The 17,454-nt window shown below is 61.7% G+C and carries 21 protein-coding genes; 17 read left to right on the plus strand and 4 right to left on the minus strand.

The genetic code is table 11. The features are described 5' to 3' along the window. Positions 1-114: 114 nt before the first annotated feature. The 8 genes from fliD to ACVW0Y_RS17600 all read left to right on the plus strand — a co-directional run bounded on the left by fliD (position 115) and on the right by ACVW0Y_RS17600 (position 6,337). The gene (gene fliD, locus ACVW0Y_RS17565; protein ID WP_457439930.1) at positions 115-1,419 is read left to right on the plus strand and encodes a flagellar filament capping protein FliD; all 1,305 of its coding nucleotides are present in this window, start codon (positions 115-117) and stop codon (positions 1,417-1,419) included. Next, the gene (gene fliS / locus ACVW0Y_RS17570; protein WP_457439932.1) at positions 1,416-1,811 is read left to right on the plus strand and encodes a flagellar export chaperone FliS; all 396 of its coding nucleotides are present in this window, start codon (positions 1,416-1,418) and stop codon (positions 1,809-1,811) included. The genes fliD and fliS overlap by 4 nt, the downstream gene beginning before the upstream one ends. Further along, a complete protein-coding gene (locus ACVW0Y_RS17575) occupies positions 1,798-2,097 on the plus strand; it encodes a hypothetical protein (RefSeq protein WP_457439933.1) in 300 nt (99 codons plus the stop codon). The genes fliS and ACVW0Y_RS17575 overlap by 14 nt, the downstream gene beginning before the upstream one ends. Positions 2,098-2,100: 3 nt before the next feature. Further along, positions 2,101-3,201: a flagellar hook-length control protein FliK gene (locus tag ACVW0Y_RS17580; protein WP_457439935.1), complete on the plus strand. Its 1,101-nt coding sequence runs from the start codon at positions 2,101-2,103 to the stop codon at positions 3,199-3,201. 69 nt (positions 3,202-3,270) lie between these two features. Further along, entirely contained in the window at positions 3,271-3,792 is a 522-nt protein-coding gene (locus ACVW0Y_RS17585) for a flagellar basal body-associated FliL family protein (protein ID WP_457439936.1), read from the plus strand. 6 nt (positions 3,793-3,798) lie between these two features. Then, positions 3,799-4,518 (plus strand): FliA/WhiG family RNA polymerase sigma factor, encoded by a 720-nt coding sequence (locus ACVW0Y_RS17590; RefSeq protein ID WP_457439938.1) that lies wholly within the window; start codon positions 3,799-3,801, stop codon positions 4,516-4,518. Positions 4,519-4,526: 8 nt separating this feature from the next. Beyond that, positions 4,527-5,399 carry a flagellar motor stator protein MotA gene (gene motA / locus ACVW0Y_RS17595; protein ID WP_457439940.1) on the plus strand — a complete coding sequence of 291 codons (873 nt, stop codon included), beginning with the start codon at positions 4,527-4,529 and terminating at the stop codon, positions 5,397-5,399. Beyond that, the gene (locus tag ACVW0Y_RS17600; RefSeq protein WP_457439942.1) at positions 5,396-6,337 is read left to right on the plus strand and encodes an OmpA family protein; all 942 of its coding nucleotides are present in this window, start codon (positions 5,396-5,398) and stop codon (positions 6,335-6,337) included. Before motA ends, ACVW0Y_RS17600 begins: the two co-directional genes overlap by 4 nt. 86 nt (positions 6,338-6,423) lie before the next feature. Here the strand turns inward: ACVW0Y_RS17600 and ACVW0Y_RS17605 are convergent, their stop codons facing one another. The 4 genes from ACVW0Y_RS17605 to flgA all read right to left on the minus strand — a co-directional run bounded on the left by ACVW0Y_RS17605 (position 6,424) and on the right by flgA (position 10,021). Continuing rightward, complete coding sequence (locus ACVW0Y_RS17605; protein WP_457439944.1) at positions 6,424-6,876, minus strand: hypothetical protein; 453 nt, start codon at positions 6,874-6,876, stop codon at positions 6,424-6,426. Then, entirely contained in the window at positions 6,873-7,691 is an 819-nt protein-coding gene (locus tag ACVW0Y_RS17610; RefSeq protein ID WP_457439946.1) for a winged helix-turn-helix domain-containing protein, read from the minus strand. Before ACVW0Y_RS17610 ends, ACVW0Y_RS17605 begins: the two co-directional genes overlap by 4 nt. Before the next feature lie 271 nt (positions 7,692-7,962). Next, positions 7,963-8,871 (minus strand): lateral flagellin LafA, encoded by a 909-nt coding sequence (gene lafA / locus ACVW0Y_RS17615; protein ID WP_457439948.1) that lies wholly within the window; start codon positions 8,869-8,871, stop codon positions 7,963-7,965. Between the two features lie 538 nt (positions 8,872-9,409). After that, a complete protein-coding gene (gene flgA / locus ACVW0Y_RS17620) occupies positions 9,410-10,021 on the minus strand; it encodes a flagellar basal body P-ring formation chaperone FlgA (protein WP_457439950.1) in 612 nt (203 codons plus the stop codon). A gap of 273 nt (positions 10,022-10,294) precedes the next feature. Between flgA and flgB the strand changes: the two genes are divergently transcribed. Genes flgB through ACVW0Y_RS17665 form a run of 9 tightly spaced genes read left to right on the plus strand, consistent with a single transcriptional unit; the run spans position 10,295 to position 17,448 of the window. Next, a complete protein-coding gene (gene flgB / locus ACVW0Y_RS17625; RefSeq protein ID WP_457439952.1) occupies positions 10,295-10,666 on the plus strand; it encodes a flagellar basal body rod protein FlgB in 372 nt (123 codons plus the stop codon). Positions 10,667-10,670: 4 nt separating this feature from the next. Beyond that, the gene (flgC, locus tag ACVW0Y_RS17630) at positions 10,671-11,099 is read left to right on the plus strand and encodes a flagellar basal body rod protein FlgC (RefSeq protein WP_457439954.1); all 429 of its coding nucleotides are present in this window, start codon (positions 10,671-10,673) and stop codon (positions 11,097-11,099) included. Beyond that, a complete protein-coding gene (locus tag ACVW0Y_RS17635; protein ID WP_457439956.1) occupies positions 11,099-11,770 on the plus strand; it encodes a flagellar hook capping FlgD N-terminal domain-containing protein in 672 nt (223 codons plus the stop codon). The genes flgC and ACVW0Y_RS17635 overlap by 1 nt, the downstream gene beginning before the upstream one ends. A 31-nt stretch (positions 11,771-11,801) precedes the next feature. Then, entirely contained in the window at positions 11,802-12,989 is a 1,188-nt protein-coding gene (gene flgE / locus ACVW0Y_RS17640) for a flagellar hook protein FlgE (protein WP_457439958.1), read from the plus strand. A gap of 9 nt (positions 12,990-12,998) precedes the next feature. Beyond that, entirely contained in the window at positions 12,999-13,724 is a 726-nt protein-coding gene (locus ACVW0Y_RS17645) for a flagellar basal body rod protein FlgF (protein WP_457439960.1), read from the plus strand. A gap of 12 nt (positions 13,725-13,736) precedes the next feature. Continuing rightward, positions 13,737-14,522: a flagellar basal-body rod protein FlgG gene (flgG, locus tag ACVW0Y_RS17650; protein WP_457439962.1), complete on the plus strand. Its 786-nt coding sequence runs from the start codon at positions 13,737-13,739 to the stop codon at positions 14,520-14,522. A 5-nt stretch (positions 14,523-14,527) separates the two neighbouring features. Beyond that, the gene (gene flgH / locus ACVW0Y_RS17655; protein WP_457439964.1) at positions 14,528-15,199 is read left to right on the plus strand and encodes a flagellar basal body L-ring protein FlgH; all 672 of its coding nucleotides are present in this window, start codon (positions 14,528-14,530) and stop codon (positions 15,197-15,199) included. An 11-nt stretch (positions 15,200-15,210) separates the two neighbouring features. After that, a complete protein-coding gene (locus tag ACVW0Y_RS17660) occupies positions 15,211-16,314 on the plus strand; it encodes a flagellar basal body P-ring protein FlgI (RefSeq protein WP_457439966.1) in 1,104 nt (367 codons plus the stop codon). Positions 16,315-16,332: 18 nt separating this feature from the next. Next, positions 16,333-17,448: a lytic transglycosylase domain-containing protein gene (locus ACVW0Y_RS17665; RefSeq protein WP_457439968.1), complete on the plus strand. Its 1,116-nt coding sequence runs from the start codon at positions 16,333-16,335 to the stop codon at positions 17,446-17,448. Positions 17,449-17,454: the final 6 nt, after the last annotated feature.

Consider the following 17,454-nt stretch of genomic DNA (forward strand, 5'->3'; position numbering starts at 1 on the left):
CGTCGCCCAGGCGGAAGTTTTTCTTCTCCATTAATTCTGGCTAATTCTATGTAAATCAATGATTTATAGGGTTGGCATTGAACTTGCTCAATGGAATTCAGAGGGGTACTAAACATGGCAATTGATTCCGACTACGTGCAACAGATGGCAACGCAACTGGCTCAGTACGACGTCCAGGCCGGGCAGGCGCGCGCCAAACGCAGCGAGACCAAATACAACGCCGAGTTGAAGGCGGTCGGCGATCTGAAAACCGCCCTGAGTACCTTTGCCTCCGCCGCCAAGGCGCTGAAGAGCACCAGCAGCAGCGCCGACAGCATGCTGATCAACAGCGCCAAGTTCAGTACCGAAGGCGTGGCCACGGCCAGCGTCGGTGCCAGCGCGGTGAGCGGCAGTTATGAATTCTTCGTCAAGCAGTTGGCCAGCAAGGACCAGGTGGCCTTGCAAGGGCTGACCGATGCCGACCTGGGCAGCGGCAGCCTGACCTTTGGCCAGGGCGGCGAAACCTTTTCCGTGGACATGAGCAGCATCACCACCCTCGATGGCCTGGCCACGGCGATCAACAACGCCAGCGATAACACCGGCCTGAAAGCCACCCTGGTGCGCAGCAATGGCCAGGTGAACCTGGTGCTGACCAGCGACAAAACCGGTGCCGATCAGGCCATCAGCGTCTCCAGCGACAACACCGCGGTGCAAACCTCGATCGATGCGCGCAAGCAGCTGTCCACCGCCAAGGACGCCATCGTCTATCTGGGCGGCGAGGGCGGGGTGGAGCTGACCAACAGCAGCAACACTTTCGATGCCGCCATCACCGGCGTGAGCCTGACCTTCAACAAGGTCACCGGCCCCGACGACGAGCTGCTCACCGTGGATATCGGCCAGGACGTCTCGGCCACCAAAGACAAACTGCAAAAGTTTATCGATGCCTTCAACACCCTGATGACCAGCATCGGCTCGCTCACCGCCAGCGGCAGCGACACCAGCGCCCGTGGTGCCCTGGCCGGCGATGCCAGCGTGTTGGCGATCAAGTCGGTGGTCAACAACCTGGTGCGCACCAGCTTTGGCGACACCTCGCTGATCAACTTCGGCGTCAGCTCCAACAACAGCGGCAAGTTGACCCTGGACGCCAAGGCTTTCGAAAAGGCCATCGCCGCCGACCCGGACGGCTTCGAAACCCTGTTCACCGGCAAGGGCAATCTGCTCGACAGCCTGGACAGCTCGCTCAAGGTCTACACCAGCAGCTCCAACGGCCTGCTCACCTCGCGGGTCGACAGCCTCAATGAAAAGCTGAGCAAGATCAACGATGACTACGACACCTTGCAGGTGCGTTACGACAGCTCGTACAGCCGCTACCTCAAGCAGTACACCAACCTCATGCAAGTCATGACCTCCATGGAACAAACCAGCAGCCTGTTCGTATGAATACCTACAACCTGAACGACGGATACGACAGCTACCGCTCGGTAGACCTGGAAGCCAAAGCGGCTTCCGCTTCGCCCTACGAGCTGGTGCTGATGCTGTTCGACGGCCTGCTCGACGAGCTGGCCCGTGCCCGGGGGCATATCGAAGGCAAGCGCTACCAGCAAAAAGGTCGCTCGCTGGAGAAGTGCCTGAACATCCTCAATGGCCTCAACGGTGCCCTCGATTACGAGCAGGGCGGCGAGCTGGTGCATGGCCTGGCGCGCCTCTACGACTACTGCATCTACAAGGTTTCCGACGTCAGCGTGAGCCTGTCGCTCGCCGATCTCGATGAAGTGGTGCGTCTGCTCGGCGTGCTGCGCGAGGGTTGGGAGGGTGTCAGTGCCTCGCGTTGAACGTCTGCACCTGCTGCATGAGCGCTTGCAGCAGGTGCTGCTGGCTCGTGACTGGCTGGCCCTCGGTGAAGTGGACGCCGCCATTCGCCAAGAACTGCGCCGCGAGGTGCCGCCAAGCCTGGAGCGCCAGCGCTTGCAACAGCAGCTCAAACAGCTGCATGGCCAGGCCTACCAGGCCTGCGCCGCCGAATGTGAGCGGGTGCGCCAGCTGATGCTGTCGCACCTGGAATACGCCGAAGGGCGCTCGGCTTACGAGCGCGTCGAACTGCTGCAAAACCGGAGTTAACTCGTGCTGCAACTGATCAACACGCCTGCTGCCCAAGGCACCTTGCCGGGTGATGAAGCCATTGCGCCGCAAGCCCAGGCCGGCAATCGCCCGCCAGCAACCGGCGAAGGTTTTGTGCTCGACGCCGAGGCGCTGTTGGCGACCGCCGTGCCGAGCAGCGCAGCCTTGCCCGCCGAGGTCACGCCGGTGCCGGCCGAGTCCGCCGAGCTGCTCGACGGCCTAAGTCAGTTGCCCCTGGACCCGAGCCTGCAACAACAGGAATTGAGCGCCGAACAGTGGCTGCTGAGCATGCTCGGCCAACGTATGACCACTGTGCAGGCGCGTGATGGTGAAGCGGTGCAAGGCGCACAGCAGCCACAGACCGAGGCCATCCGCAGCCAGGAAATGGCCGCGCCGACTCAGGCTCCGCAGCCTGACCTGGGTACCAAGTTGGCGCTGCTCCCCAGCAGCATCACCACAACGCCCGTACATGGCACCAAGCAGGACAGTGACAGCGATGCCCTGACCGCCTTGCTCGCCACCCTGGCCGCTGGTGCGGAGCAAGCGCCCGCTACCGACGTCACCGGCACCGATGCCAGCAGTACCAGTGCGGTGAGCGCCTTGGCGACCAGCAGCCCGGCAACCACTCCCAATGCCGCGGCGCAGGAGCTCACTCAGACGCCGCAACTGGAGCGCCATCTGAAGCTGCAGACGCCGGAAGCCAAGTGGGGTGAGCAGATGTTGGTGGCGCTGCGCGACAACGTCGAGCTGCAACTGCAGCAGAAAGTGCAGAGCGCCACCATCCGCCTCGATCCGCCGGAGCTGGGCAGCATGGAGATTCTCCTCAGCCACGAATCCGGGCGGCTCACCGTGCAGATCTCGGCGGCCAACAGCGACGTGGCGCGCTTGCTCAACAACACCAGTGAACGCCTGCGCCAGGAACTGGTGGGGCAGAACTTCCTGCAGGTAAACGTGCAGGTGTCGTCCGACAGCTCTGGCCAGCAAAGCCAGCAACAGGCCCGTCAGCGCTTGCCGGTGGAGGAACAAATTCTTGCCGCCACGCCAGCGCCTGAGCAGGAGCAACGCCAGGGCAAACGCGGCGACGACATTCTGGTCACCGTTTAAGCCCACCCACAGCGGCTGTGCGCCTTGGGCGCGGGGCCTTTTTCAGAACAACTGGATAGCGAGTTTTTTATGGCAGTGCCACGGGTCATTCTCATCATGCTGGTCCTCAATATGTTCGTCGTCGTGGGCGGCGTAGTGACCAACTACCTGCTGCTCAAACCGCTGCTGCATGGCGGTACGACGATAGCGAGCAGCGCGCCGGCAGCAACCGGCGCTACGGCCGGTGAAGAAACCGCCGCCCAGGCCCTGGCTGGCACGGAGCCGCCTGGCGAGCCGGGCGAGTTCACCTTCTTCCCGGTGCAGAAGGTTATCGTCAGCCTGCGTGGCGGCGAGCGTGAGCATTACTTTGTCCTCGACCTGGTGTTGCAGGCCGACGCCGATGCCGACCCGAAGAAGCTCGAACAGGCTGACCCCATGGTGCGCAGTTCCGCCGTGGCCTTTCTGTCGGCGATGAAGTTCGATGAGCTGCGCAACCTGACAATCCCAGCGCTGCAAGCCCAACTGGAAACCGCGCTGTTGGCGGATTTCGCCAGCCGTAAAGTCGTCGCGCCGTTCCAGCATGTGCTGGTCAGCAAGATGCTCGTGCAGTAAGCCGCCATGCATGCCATCGACTACGCCGCCCAGCCCACGCCCCGCGCCCTGTTCGCCCCAGGTGCCGAACAGCGTTGGGTGCGCCAGTACCTGCCGCTGGTCAAACGCATCGTCAGCCAGCTGTCGTTGCAGGCCAGCCAGGCCATGGACCGTGAAGACATGGAGCAGATCGGTTTGATGGGCCTGCTCGAATGCCTGCGCCGTTACGGTGAGCCGGACGAGCAGTTCGGCCGCTTTGCTGCCTTGCGCATTCGCGGCGCGATTCTCGATGAGCTGCGCCGCCTCGACTGGCGTCCACGCCAGGTGCGCCAGCAGGTGCACAAGGTGCGCGACAGCATCCGCGCCCTGGCTCGACGCTTGGGCCGGGTGCCGAGCGAAGAAGAGGTTCTGGCTGACACCGGTTTGTCGGCCAAGGCCTACCAGGACTTTCTCTGCGCCGACGCCAGCGAGGCCATCGAAAGCCTCGACGAACTGCTGCAGAACGGCCATGACCAGGCCACCGCCGGCTTCGAAGAACGCCTGCAGAAAGAGCGCCTGCTGGAGCAGGCCCTCGGTGCCTTGAACGAGCGCGAGCGGCTGATCCTGACGCTGTATTACCAGCACGAGCTCAGCCTCAAAGAGATCGCGCTGGTGCTGGACCTGACTGACGCCCGCGTGTGCCAGTTGAGCAAACAGGCACTGGCCAAGGCCTGCCGATTTTTAACCGATAAACCCCAAGGTGCTTAGGTGCAGTTATGCAGAAATTAATCGGAGCACTGATCATCGTCGGCTGCGTACTGGGCGGCTACACCATGGCCCATGGCGTGTTGTCGATGCTCTGGCAACCGGCCGAGATGCTGATCATCCTCGGCGCCGGCATCGGTACCCTGGTGGTGGCCAACCCCAAGGAAGTGCTGCATGAAATGTGTGTGCAGCTTAAAGCCGTGTGCGTGTACAAACGCCGCGGTGAGGAGTTTCAGCGCCAGCTGCTGATGATGCTTTATGAGCTGCTGGAGATGGTCGATGCCGGTGGCCTGAAGGTGCTCGATGCGCATATCGAAGAGCCCGAGCAAAGCGAGCTGTTTGCCAAGTACCCGCTGATTCGCGAAGAAAAAAATCTGATGGCGTTTATCGCCGACAACTTCCGCCTGATGGCCATGGGCAAGATCAGCGCCCACGAGCTGGAAGGTTTTCTCGAGCAGGAACTGGAAGCCATGGAGCACGCCCTGCTGCAACCGGCGCGCTCGCTGCACAAGGTCGGTGAAGCCATGCCCGGTTTCGGCATCCTGGCGGCGATCATGGGTATCGTCATCACCATGGGCAATATCGGTGGTTCGGTGGCTGAAGTCGGTGCCCACGTGGCGGCCGCACTGGTGGGGACCTTTCTTGGCATCTTCTGTTGCTACTGCCTGATGGACCCGCTTTCCAACGCCATGACCCAACGGATCAAAACCGAACTCTCGGCCCTCGAGTGCGTGCGTACCACCCTGGTCGCCCATGTCGCCGGCAAGCCGACCCTGTTGGCCGTGGACGCCGGGCGCAAGCTGATCGAGCAGGACGTCAAACCGGCGTTCAAACAGCTGGAAACCTGGGTGACCCAGTACGAGGAAGAAAGGGACGCCGCATGAACAAGCGCGCCGGTGGTAACAAAGACCGCGAGATCATCATCAAGCGGCGCAGTCGCAAGGGTCATGAAGAGGCCCATGGCGGTGCCTGGAAGGTGGCATTTGCGGACTTCACCATGGCCATGATGGCGCTGTTTATGGTGCTGTGGATCGTGCAGCCGCAAAGCCATATGGAAAACCCGGCATCCGGTGAGCTGGAAGCCAACCCGCTGGTGGATGGCGGCGCCGGGGTGTTCGACGGCACCAGCAAAACCCCCATCGAGCTGGACGGCATGCCGATGCCGGCCAAACCGGAAGTGCTGGCCCAGGGCAGCGGCCAGGCCAGTGGCTCCAAGACTGACGAAACGGAGCAGTCCGAGGCCGATGGCCACGCGCCCAAGCATTACCAGTCCACTGCCGACTTGCAGGAACTGGCAGCGCTGATTCGTGAGGTGTCCGGCAAGGTCGATGCCCTGGCCAATATCGAAGTCAACGTAGTGCCCCAGGGCCTGCGCATTCTGATCAAGGACGACCAGAACCGCTTTATGTTCGAGCGTGGCAGCGCCACCCTCAACCCGCATTTCAAAGGGCTGCTGGTGGCACTCTCCGGGGTTTTGGCCAAGGTCGACAACAAGCTGATTCTCAGCGGCCACACCGACGCTGTGCCCTATCGCCAGCGCAACGGCTACGACAACTGGAACCTCTCCGGCGACCGCGCCTTGCGAGCGCGCAATGTGCTAGTGGAGGCGGGGATGCCGGCGAGCAATGTGCTGCAGGTGGCGGCGCAGGCCGACGTGATGCCGCTACGCGCCGACGACCCCAAGGACGGTGCCAACCGCCGTATTGAAGTGCTGCTGCTCACCGACAGCGCGGAGAGTTTGTACCGGCAGTTGTTCGGCGAGAGTTATGCGCGGGTGAAGTTTTCCCAGCAGGGTGCCGAGTTCGAGGGTGGGAGGCTGTAGGGCGAATATCGCCTCCGGCGATATCCGCCGTTGCGATTTACGTTGGGACACGGCGGATATCCGCTACGAGGTGGTGTGCCTAGCGGTTAATCCGCGCAATAAAGCTGCCGCGTTTCCACCGCGAAATAGCACTTACCAATCGGCCGCAAATTGATCACCGAATCCACTTCGCCGCCATACATCAGGTTGAACAACAGGTCGTTGTCGATACTGCCGGAGGCATCCAGGGCGGTGGCTTTGCCTTTTTCCACCCGCAGGCGCATGCGGTTGAGAAAGCCGGATTCGACGATCCCGGAGGTTTCCATAATGCTCTGGCCCTGGCGGGTCATGGCATAGAAACGCCCGTCCTTGATCAGCAGGGTGTGGTTGACCTCGATTTTGTGGCCATCGCGCAGGATCACGTCGCCGCTGGAGCTATAGCGGCCGTTGAATTCATTGCTGGATTTGAAGTTCACGCACACCACCAGCAGCGCCAACAATGCACCGGCCGCCAGAAGCGCGCCGCCCAGATACCAGCGGCAAGTCGTGCTCGGGGTCATTGCAGGCAGCTCCGCAGGTGCTCATCTTGCACGTTCTTCAACTGCGCACGATTGATCATCATCCAGCGGGTGGTATCAGGCTGCACGCAGAGCAACTCAAAAAAGCCGGCATTGGCACCCAGACGAAACTGCACCGGCTGCTTCACCAGCGCAGCCAGGCGCTCGCTCAACTCGGCCGTATCGTGCTGCAGCAGCTCCAGCGTTTGCGGCGTGGGGGCGGCATAGACGAAATGTTTGTTGCCGATATTCTGCTCGGCCACCAGCACCTGCGACTGAAACAGCTCGTGGTAGATATAGCCGAACCCGATCAGTGCGAGAGTCGCCAAGGTGGCCGCTGCGGCCATCAGGGTCGCCACACGTTGTTGGTTCTGGGTGCGGTTGGCGCGGCGCGGTAACGGCAATAACGGAAAAAAACCGGGAGCGGGCAGGTCGGCGGCATCGTTGAGGTTGACCAGGAACTTCGGACTCAGCATGTAGCCGCGGCGGGGCAGGGTCTGGATGATTTCGCGTTTCTTCTCATCCCCCAGCACCTGACGCAGGGAGTAGATCTGCTGGTTGAGGCTGCCCTGGCCAACGATGCGGTCAGTCCAGGCATAGGCCAGCAACTCATCGCGGCCCACCACTTCGCCAGGCACCAGCAGCAGTCGCTCAAGCAAGCGGCTGCCGGAGAAACCCAGATCGATCTTTTCCTCCGCACCGTCACGGCTGAGCACCAACTGGTAGCGCTCAGGGTGAAAGTGCGCCGGGCATCCGTCCGAGCGCCCGGTACGGATCACCGACGTGGCTGGAACCTCTTGGGTTCCCACGCGCGGCATGGTTTCACTCATTGTCATATGTGCCTGCAAGGACCCGGGTTGCTTTGCGCGAGCGTGTTCATCCGGCTACAAAAAAATACAAAGTCGTCGGCATTCTGGCGTCAATAAAAGGCCGCATCAAGGACTGTGTCGGAAAATTCTTACAAGTTGGCTAGTTATATAGGCCATAACCAGCGTTTTGAGCAGTCCCCGAGTGCCGGAAAAAAGCGCCACCAACGACAAACGCCCCGAACCAGTCGGGGCGTTGCTATCGCGGGGTATTGCGCAGGCCTTAGCCCAGCAGGGACATAACCATGCCTGGCATCTGACCGGCTTGCTTGAGCATCGAGATACCCGATTGCAGCAGCATGCTGTTTTTGGTCATGGTGGCGGACTCGGAAGCGAAGTCGGCGTCCATGATGGTGCCGCGAGCCACGTCGGTGTTGTCTTTCATGTTGGCCAGGTTGTTGGCGGTGTGGTTCAGACGGTTGATGTTGGCACCGAACTGAGCACGCAGGGAGCCGATGTCGTCCAGAGCGTCGCTGAGGGTAGTGATCATGCTGTTGGCAGCGGAGCCGTCAGTGCCAGCGATTTCTGTGCCCGGGGTGGTGCTGTCCGGAGTAGCGTACTGAGCCGACAGGCCATCCAGAGCGGTGGTCAGGTCGGTCAGCGGGGTGCTTACGTCCAGGGTCAGTTTTTCGTCAGCGCTGGCACCGATCTGGAAGTCCAGGGCAGCGGAGAACTTACCTGCCGAACCGTCGGTTACCGCAGAGGCACCGCCGTCGGAGAACAGGCCTTCACCGGCGAATTTGGTGTTCTTGATGACGTTGCCCAGTTCCTGACCCAGTTGGTCGTACTCGGCTTGCATGGCGTCACGGTCATCGGAGCTGGCAGTGGCGTTCGCCGATTGGGTGGCGAGGTCTTTCATGCGCTGAACGATGTCGGTCATTTCGCTGAGTGCACCTTCGGAGGTTTGCAGCAGCGAGACGGCGTCGTTGGTGTTGCGGGTGGCTACGGCCATGCCGCGGGATTGGGCGCTCAGACGGGTAGCGATCTGCAGGCCGGCAGCGTCGTCTGCGGCGCTGTTTACACGGTAGCCAGTGCCCAGACGTTGTTGGTTGGTGGACAGTGCGCTGTTGGTTTTGCCCAGGTTGGTTTGAGTGACCAGAGCGGAGTAGTTGGTGTGAATCGACAGAGCCATGATGGTAATCCTTCGAGCTAGTGGGCTTGAGTGAAGCTGGCTGTGATCGCCTGCTGAAAAGGTAAGGCGACAGGTCGATTGGCTGGATTAAGGGGGAATTGAATTTTCTTTTTTTTGCAGGGGGAATGGGCGCTTGTTCTTGTGGAAGTCTTCATCGGCGCGTGGGCTTGGCGTTTGGTTTCGCGCCTTATGCGCTAGTTTCTTGAATGTCGTCTGTCTGCGAAATTCTGGACCTCAGCCGGCGCTGCGGTCCGACGATTCGGGATGACGGTGTTCGGGACAAAAACCTCCGTCATCCCGGCGCAGGCTGGGGTCCAGGCGCAAAGATAAAAAGCAAACGTAGTGCGGCTTGCGATCCACCCGCCCCATTGGCGCAGCGGCGGGCCAAGGTTGTGGCAAGCCGTTTTGGGTGGTCCGGCAATCCGGCGACTGCTAAAAAGTGACTCGCGCGTAAGGCGCGAAACAAAACGCCCAGCGCACGCGATAACGAAGAACACCGCCGAACTCAACGCAACCACAGAGCCGACAAGCACTCGCCTCAGCGAAACGTACTACTCACCACCCCCGCCTCAATCACCTTGCCCTCAATCACCTTCTCACTACCCAGATTCCTCACCTTGATCACCTCGCCCAACTGCCCATTCCCCAACGCCTCACCCACCGCGCGGGCCTGAATCCCATCCTGGCTGGCACGAATCTCCACCTGTTGCCCACGCTTGACCAACACCGCGCCGGCGAGCAAGGCAGGGCTCAGCATCTGCCCTTCACGGATCCGCCGTTTGGCGCTCAACCCCGCCACCTGCTCCACCTGGTTGAAATAGCCCCGACTCGCCTTGGCGATATTCACCGGCTGCAGCTTTAGATCCTCAGCCGCAATGCTCTGCCCACGCTCCAGCGGCACGCTGGCAAACACCACGGCAACGAACACGGTGGCCTGGCTGACGGCGTTGATTTTCCACGCTGGCGTATCCGCGCAATTGAGGACAAAACGCTGCCGCGCCAGCGGCGAGGGATCGTCGCCTGTGCGTTTCACTGCCAGGGGTTGTGAGCAGGCCTGGGCGGGCAGGGCGGTGGGTAGTTCGTGTTGCAGTTGTACCTGCGGGTTCTGCCAGCCTTGTTGTTTGGCCAATGGCGCAATCAGCTGTTGCATCTGTTGGCTCAGGGCCGTTTCCAGTTGCTGGCGCACGGCGTCGCTGGCATGGCCGGCGGCACTGCCAAGGGTCAGACCCAGCAGGAGGAAGCAGGCGGAAAAGGCGTTTCCGCATCGACGCGTCAGGCGTGCTGAAAGCGGAAGTTGAGCGCCTTTATTGCTTCTGATGTTTTTTGAATTATTCAATTAAATCAGCCAGATACAGTTGTTTTAGCAGCCCGGCACGGTTCGTGCTCTAGCCCAATCAGCAAAATATGCCGAGAGGGTTGGCTAATGAGTATACGGGTTGAAGAAGCACTGGGCGTGCACGTACGTGCCCTCGATTTACGCATGCAGCGTAGCGAAATTCTCGCGGCCAACCTGGCCAACGAGGACACCCCTGGCTTCAAGGCGCGGGATATCGATTTCGCCGGCGAGATGTCGCGGCTGAACAGCCCGTTCAGCTCGCAACTGACGGCCAGCACCAACAGCGCCGCCAGCGAGTTGATGTACCGCGTGCCCACCCAGCCTTCCCAGGATGGCAACTCGGTGGAGCTCAGCGTCGAGCAGGCGGAGTTCTCGCGCAACTCGATGGATTTCCAGACCAGCCTGACCTTTCTCAGCATGAATTTCCGCGGCCTTAAACAAGCCATCGAAGGACGTTAAGCCCATGGCATTCGATTCGATCTACCGCATCGCCGGCTCGGCGATGAATGCGCAAACCGTGCGCCTGAATACCGTGGCCTCGAACCTGGCCAACGCCGACTCCGCTGCCACCAGCGCCAAGGATGTGTACCAGGCGCGTAAGCCGATGTTTGCCGCGGTGTACGAAAACGGTGAGCTGAGCCGCAATGCCGGGATGGGCGGTGCCCATGTTCAGGTGATGGATGTGGTGCAGTCCGGGCGAGACCCGCAGCGCCGTTACGAGCCAGGCAACCCGCTGGCTGACCGTGACGGCTATGTGTTCTACCCCGACGTCAACGAGATTGAAGAGATGACCGACATGATGTCGGCCTCGCGCAGTTTCGAAACCAACGTTGAAGTGCTCAATCGAGTGAAAAGCATGCAGCAGGGTCTGCTGAAACTGGGAGATGCCTGATGGCTAGCGTGAGTTCAACCAGCAACACCAGCACCAATGGCAGCGACACCGCACTGCCATCCCAGGCGGTGAACCTCAATGACGTATCCGAGCTGCAGAACAACTTCATCAGCCTGATGGTCGCCCAGGTGCAGTACCAGGACCCGACCAACCCGGTGGACAGTTCGCAGTTCATCAATCAGTACTCGGCCCTGTCGCAGGTGCAGAGTCTGGAGAACCTCAACACCATCCAGAAAAACAGCCTGGTGCTCTCCGACAACCTGCAGAACCTTACGGCTGCCGGTCTGGTCGGGCAGCAGGTGATGGTCTCGGCGGATAGCGTGCAGCTCGACGGTGTGGCCCTGAGTGGTCAGGCCCAGCTTGAGCACAACTCGTCCACCACCACCTTGCAGCTGACCAACGCCAACGGTGTGGTCACTGAAGTGCAGTTGGGCCCGCAGGACGCCGGTTTGATGAACTTCAACATCGATCCCGAGGCCCTCGGGCTGCCCGCCGGCAAGTACGAGGTGGCGATCAAAACCAGCAGCGGCGAGATCCCCAAAGTGGAAATCGGCGGGGTGGTCAGCAATGTGCGGGTCAGCAGTGAAGGCCCGGTGCTGGAGGTGCAAGGCATTGGTTCGGTGCCGTTCTACAACATCGTTGAATTTGGCGCCGGCACCCGCTCGGCCTGATCCGTTTCCATTCCAGACAAGGTGATCCTTTATGAGCTTCAACATTGCCCTGACCGGCCTCAACGCCGTTAGCGACCAACTCGACACCGTCAGCAACAACATCGCCAACGTCGGCACCGTCGGTTTCAAATCCTCGCGCACTGAGTTCGGCAGCGTGTATGCCGACAGCCAGGCCATGGGTGTGGAAGTGCTCGGCAACACGCAGAGCATCAGCCTCGGTGGTTCGCTGACCTCCACCAGCCGCAGCCTTGATCTGGCAATTTCCGGCGGTGGTTTTTTCGTGGTGAAAAGCACCACCGGCGAGCAGCAGTACACCCGCGCCGGGGTGTTCGGCACGGACACTGCCAACTATGTGGTGAACAGCTCCGGCCAGCGTCTGCAGGGCTACCCCACTGATGCCGACGGCAATCTGCTCAATGGCACCATCAGCGACCTGCAGCTGAAAACCGGCAGCCTGCCGGCCAAGGCTACCGACAGCCTGAGTTTTGTCGCCAACCTGGATGCCGATGAAGCGGTGCCGGCCACCGCCTTCGACGTGGCCGACGCCGCCACTTACAACTCCACTTACACCACCAAGGTGTTCGACTCCCAGGGCAAGGAACACACCCTGACCCAGTACTTTGTGAAGACCGCTGACAACAGCTGGACCAGTCACAACTTTGTCGACGGCAGCGCCTCGGGCAACACCAACATGACCTTCGACTCGGCCGGCATGCTCACCGCCCCGGCGACCCCGGTTACCGTCAATGCCACCGGCCTGGCAGGCGGCGTCGACCCGCTGGCGATTGCCGTGGACTTCACCGGCACCACCCAGTACGGCTCCGACTTCGCCGTGACCACCAACAAGGCCAGCGGTTACGCCTCGGGTGAGAAGACCGGCATTGCGGTGGATGAGGGCGGCAAGATCTACGTCAACTACAGCAACGGCGAACGCATGCTGCAGGGCCAGGTGGTGCTGGCCAACTTCGCCAACGCCGAAGGCCTGAAAAACGTCAGCGGCACCGCCTGGACCGAAACCAGCAACTCCGGTGCCGCGCTGATTGGTGCCCCGGGTGTGGGGCAGTTCGGTTCGGTGATCACCGGCGCGCTGGAAGGCTCCAACGTCGACCTCACTGCGCAACTGGTGACCCTGATGGAAGGCCAGCGCAACTACCAGGCCAACACCAAGGTGCTGACCACCGACAAAGAACTCAATCAAGTGCTGTTCAGCGCAATCTGAGGTTGATCCATGGACCGTTTGGGCTACACCGCGATGACTGCCGCCAGCCGCACCATGAGTGCCCTGGGCGTGCGCGCGAACAACCTGGCCAACGTCAACACTCCCGGTTTTCGCGCCGATATGGAACGCGCCGAAACCGTCGATGTGCAGGGCTATGGCTATGACAGCCGGCACCTGGCGATGCCGCAAAGCAGCGGGGTCAACATGACCTCGGGAACCCTGGCCGCCACCGGCCGCGATCTGGATTTCGCCATTCGTGGCGCCGGCATGATCGCCGTGCAGGATGGCACCGCTGAGGCCTATACCCGGCAGGGCAACATGCTGGTGGACGAGCAGGGCCGGTTGACCATCGGCGGCCGTCAGGTGCTGGGCGAGGGCGGGCCGATTGTGCTGCCGGAGTACGACAGCGTGGCCATCGGCAGTGACGGCACGGTGTCGATCATGCCCCGTGGTGATTTCGTGATGGCCGAGGTGGACCGCATCAAGCTGGTGGATGCGCAGCCCGCCGAGCTGGTGAAAAACCAGGCCGGTCTGCTGATTCGCAAGGATGGCCAACCGGCTGAAGCCAGCGAGGACGTGCGTCTGGTCAGCGGCCATCTGGAAACCAGCAACGTGTCGGCCATCGACCAGTTGACCGCGACCATGAGCCTGAACCGCCTGTTTGAAACCCAGGTAAAGATGATGAAAGCCGCCGAGGACTTGTCCGAGGCCGGCACCCGCTTGATTCGCGGCTAAAGGAAGAACGTTATGAGCACTGCACTGTGGGTTAGCAAAACCGGTCTGGCCGCCCAAGACACCGCCCTATCGGCCGTGGCCAACAACCTAGCGAACGTGAACACCACTGGCTTCAAAAGCGACCGCGTGGTGTTCGAGGATCTGTTTTATTCCATCGACCTGCAGCCTGGTGCCCAGGCCGACCAGGTCAATACCGTACCCTCCGGCATCCAGCTCGGTAGCGGTGTGCGGGTGGCCGGTACGCAGAAAGTGTTTACCGAAGGCAGCATGCAGACCACCGGGCAGCCGATGGACCTGGCGATTGTCGGCCGCGGTTTTCTGCAGGTGGAAGCGCCCAACGGCGACACCTACTACACCGAAAACGGTCAGTTGCAGCTGAACGCCGAAGGCATGGTGGTCAACTCCCAGGGCCTGCCCTTGGTGCCGGCTATTGAAGTGCCGACCGGCAGCAGCAGTTTCACCGTGGGTAGCGACGGCATCGTCACCGCGATTCTGCCGGGCGACACCACCCCCAGCGAGTTGGGCCAGATCACCCTGGTCAACTTCACCAACCCGGCTGGCCTCGAAGCCCTGGGTGGCAACCTGTACAAGGAAACCGTCGCCAGTGGCGAGCCGGTGGAAGGCGTACCGGGCGAAGAAGGCCTGGGCACCCTCAAGCAGGGCGTGCTGGAAGGCTCCAACGTGCAGGTGGTGGAGGCGATGGTCAATATGATCGCCATCCAGCGCGCCTACGAGGCCAACGCCAAGGTGCTGGACGCCGCGTCCGGTATGCAGCAATTTCTTAACCAGACCGTCTGACCGCCATGAAAATCACGCTGATGATGTGCGCCCTTGCCGCCACCCTGCTTCTGGGTGGCTGCGCCAGTTTCAAGGAAATGCTCCCCGACGAGGATTCCAGCGCCTACCAACCGCTGAACCTGGACTACAGCCTGCCGCCCACCACCGGCGGCGGCTTGTTTCGCAGCGGCTACGGCGGTGCCTTGACCCAGGATCAACGGGCGCTGCGCATTGGCGACATCCTCACCGTGGTTTTGGAGGAGGTCACCCAATCGAGCAAAAGTGCCGGCACCAGCTTTGGCAAGGGAGCCAGCCTGGCCGTGGGTATTCCCACCGTGCTGGGGAAAACCTACGACAAGCTGGAAAGCTCTGCCGATGCCTCGCGGGATTTCGATGGCTCGGCGAAAAGCTCGCAGCAGAATTCCCTGCGTGGCTCGATTGCGGTGACCGTGCACAGCGTGCTGCCCAACGGCACCTTGCTGGTCAAAGGCGAGAAAAACCTGCGCCTGAACCAGGGCGAAGAATTTATTCGCCTGACCGGTCTGGTGCGGGTGGATGACATCAACCGCTTCAACCAGGTGTCGTCGCAGAACATCGCCAACGCCAATATTTCCTATGCCGGCCGTGGCCTGCTCAATGACAGCAATTCGGCCGGTTGGCTGACGCGCTTCTTCACTTCTCCGATCTTCCCGCTGTGAGGACGTTTTCCATGCGCTTGCCGCCGTTTTTGTTGTTGGCTCTGGCGCTGCTCGGCGTCAGTCCCGTGGCCTCGGCTGTGCCGCTGCTGGATCTGGTGGATGTCGAAGGCATTCGCGGCAACCAGTTGATTGGTTATGGCCTGGTGGTGGGGCTGGACGGTACCGGGGATAAAAACCAGGTGAAGTTCACCAGCCAGTCGGTGGCCAACATGATCAAACAGTTCGGCATCAACCTGCCGGCCAATGTCGATCCGAAGCTGAAGAACGTTGCCGCTGTGACCGTTACCGCCACTGTGCCGCCGTCCTATAGCCCGGGGCAGACCGTGGATATCACCGTCGCCTCCCTGGGCGATGCGAAAAGCCTGCGCGGCGGCCAGTTGCTGATGACCCCGCTGCGCGGTGTGGATGGCGAAACCTATGCCCTGGCCCAGGGCAGTCTGGTGATTGGCGGCCTCAATGCCACCGGCCAGAGTGGCTCCAGTGTGGCGATCAACAGCGCCAACGGCGGCCGCGTACCCAATGGTGCCACCATCGAACGGATGATCCCCAGCGACTTCACCAGCCGCCCGGACATCATGCTCAACCTGCGCACCCCGAGCTTTCAGACTGCGGCGAAAATCGTCACGGCGTTGGGCCGGGTATTTGGCCCGGGTGTGGCCAATGCCCTGGACGGCACCAAGATCAGCCTGCGCGCCCCGGCTGCCGGCAACCAGCGCACCAGCTTTATGGCGCTGCTGGAAACCGTGGAAGTGGAAGAGGGCCGTGAACGGCCGAAAGTGGTGTTCAACAGCCGCACCGGCACCGTGGTCGTCGGGCAGGGCGTGCGGGTAAAAGCCGCTGCCGTGGCCCATGGCACCCTGACCGTGACCATCAGCGAGAACCCCCAGGTCAGCCAGCCCAACTCGTTCTCCCAGGGGCAGACCGCCGTGACGCCGCAGTCCGATGTGTCGGTGACCCAGGACAAGAACGCCATGTTCAAGTGGCCGGAGGGTGCCAGCCTGGAAAGCATCATCAACACCGTCAACAGCCTGGGCGCGACCCCGGACGACGTGATGAGCATTCTGCAAGCCCTGGAACAGGCCGGTGCCTTGAATGCCGAATTGATTGTGATCTGACTGTGAGCGCCGTGTGATATGAGCATTGTTTCCCTCCCCACCGCGATCAATAACGCCCGCAGCGTCAATGCGCCGGGCAGTGACCCGCGCCAGCAGTTACAGGCCGCCAGCGAGCAGTTCGAAGCGCTGTTTCTGCAGCAGATCCTCAAGCAGATGCGCAAGGCCGGTGATGTGCTGTCGGCGGGCAACCCCATGCGCAGCCGCGAGCTGGACACCATGCGCGATTTCTACGACGAAGCCATGGCCGAACACCTGGCCAGCAGCAAGCAAACCGGCATCAGCGACATGCTGGTCAAGCAATTGGCCGGCAGCGTCACTGCGCCCATGACCCTCACTGCCGCGCAGCAGGCCGCCCGTTCGGCCGAGCTGCCACGCAGCAATATTCAGCCCCAGCAACCCCTGGCCAACAGCTGGGAGCGTGGTGTGGCCGCGGTGAATCAGGTGTGGCAGCGCGGCACGGCGGCGCTGGGCAGTCTGGTCGACAGCCTGATCGACCATGAGTCGGCCGGCGATATCGCGGCTGTTTCAACCAAGGGTGCCCGTGGCTTGATGCAGCTGATGCCCGGCACCGCCCGTGACATGGCGGCCAAGCTCGGCCTGGAGTTCAGCGAAGAACGCCTGACCCGCGATGGCGAGTACAACAAGACCCTGGGCGTGGCCTACCTGAAGGACATGCTCGAGCGTTACGACGGCCACCAGGCGCTGGCGGTGGCGGCCTACAACGCCGGCCCCGGCAAGGTCGATGAGTGGTTGAAAAAGAATGGCGACCCGCGCACCGGGCAGATCGGCACCGAGGCCTGGGTGCAGCGCATTCCCTACGAGGAAACCCGCAACTACACCCGCAGCATTCTGCAGGACCTGCAACAGCAACGCCTGCGTGGCGAAGCCCATGCGCCGCAGCCGGCGCGCGCCAGCCTGGATGAGCGTCTGCAAGTGGGTGAGTTGCTCGGTATGGCGGCCAACCGCACGGTCAATTTCGGCGATAAATCGGACTCGCGTACCGACGAATTTAAGCCGGCTGCCGAAGCGGTCGCCTTGGATCAGAGAGTGGCGGATTTTCCCAGCCAGCGGCCGTTGCACCAATCGCTGTCGGCGGCCTTCGCCCAGTCCATTCGAACGGCTTCCAGTAGTTAACGAGCG

Source organism: Pseudomonas sp. TE3786 (assembly GCF_054057335.1).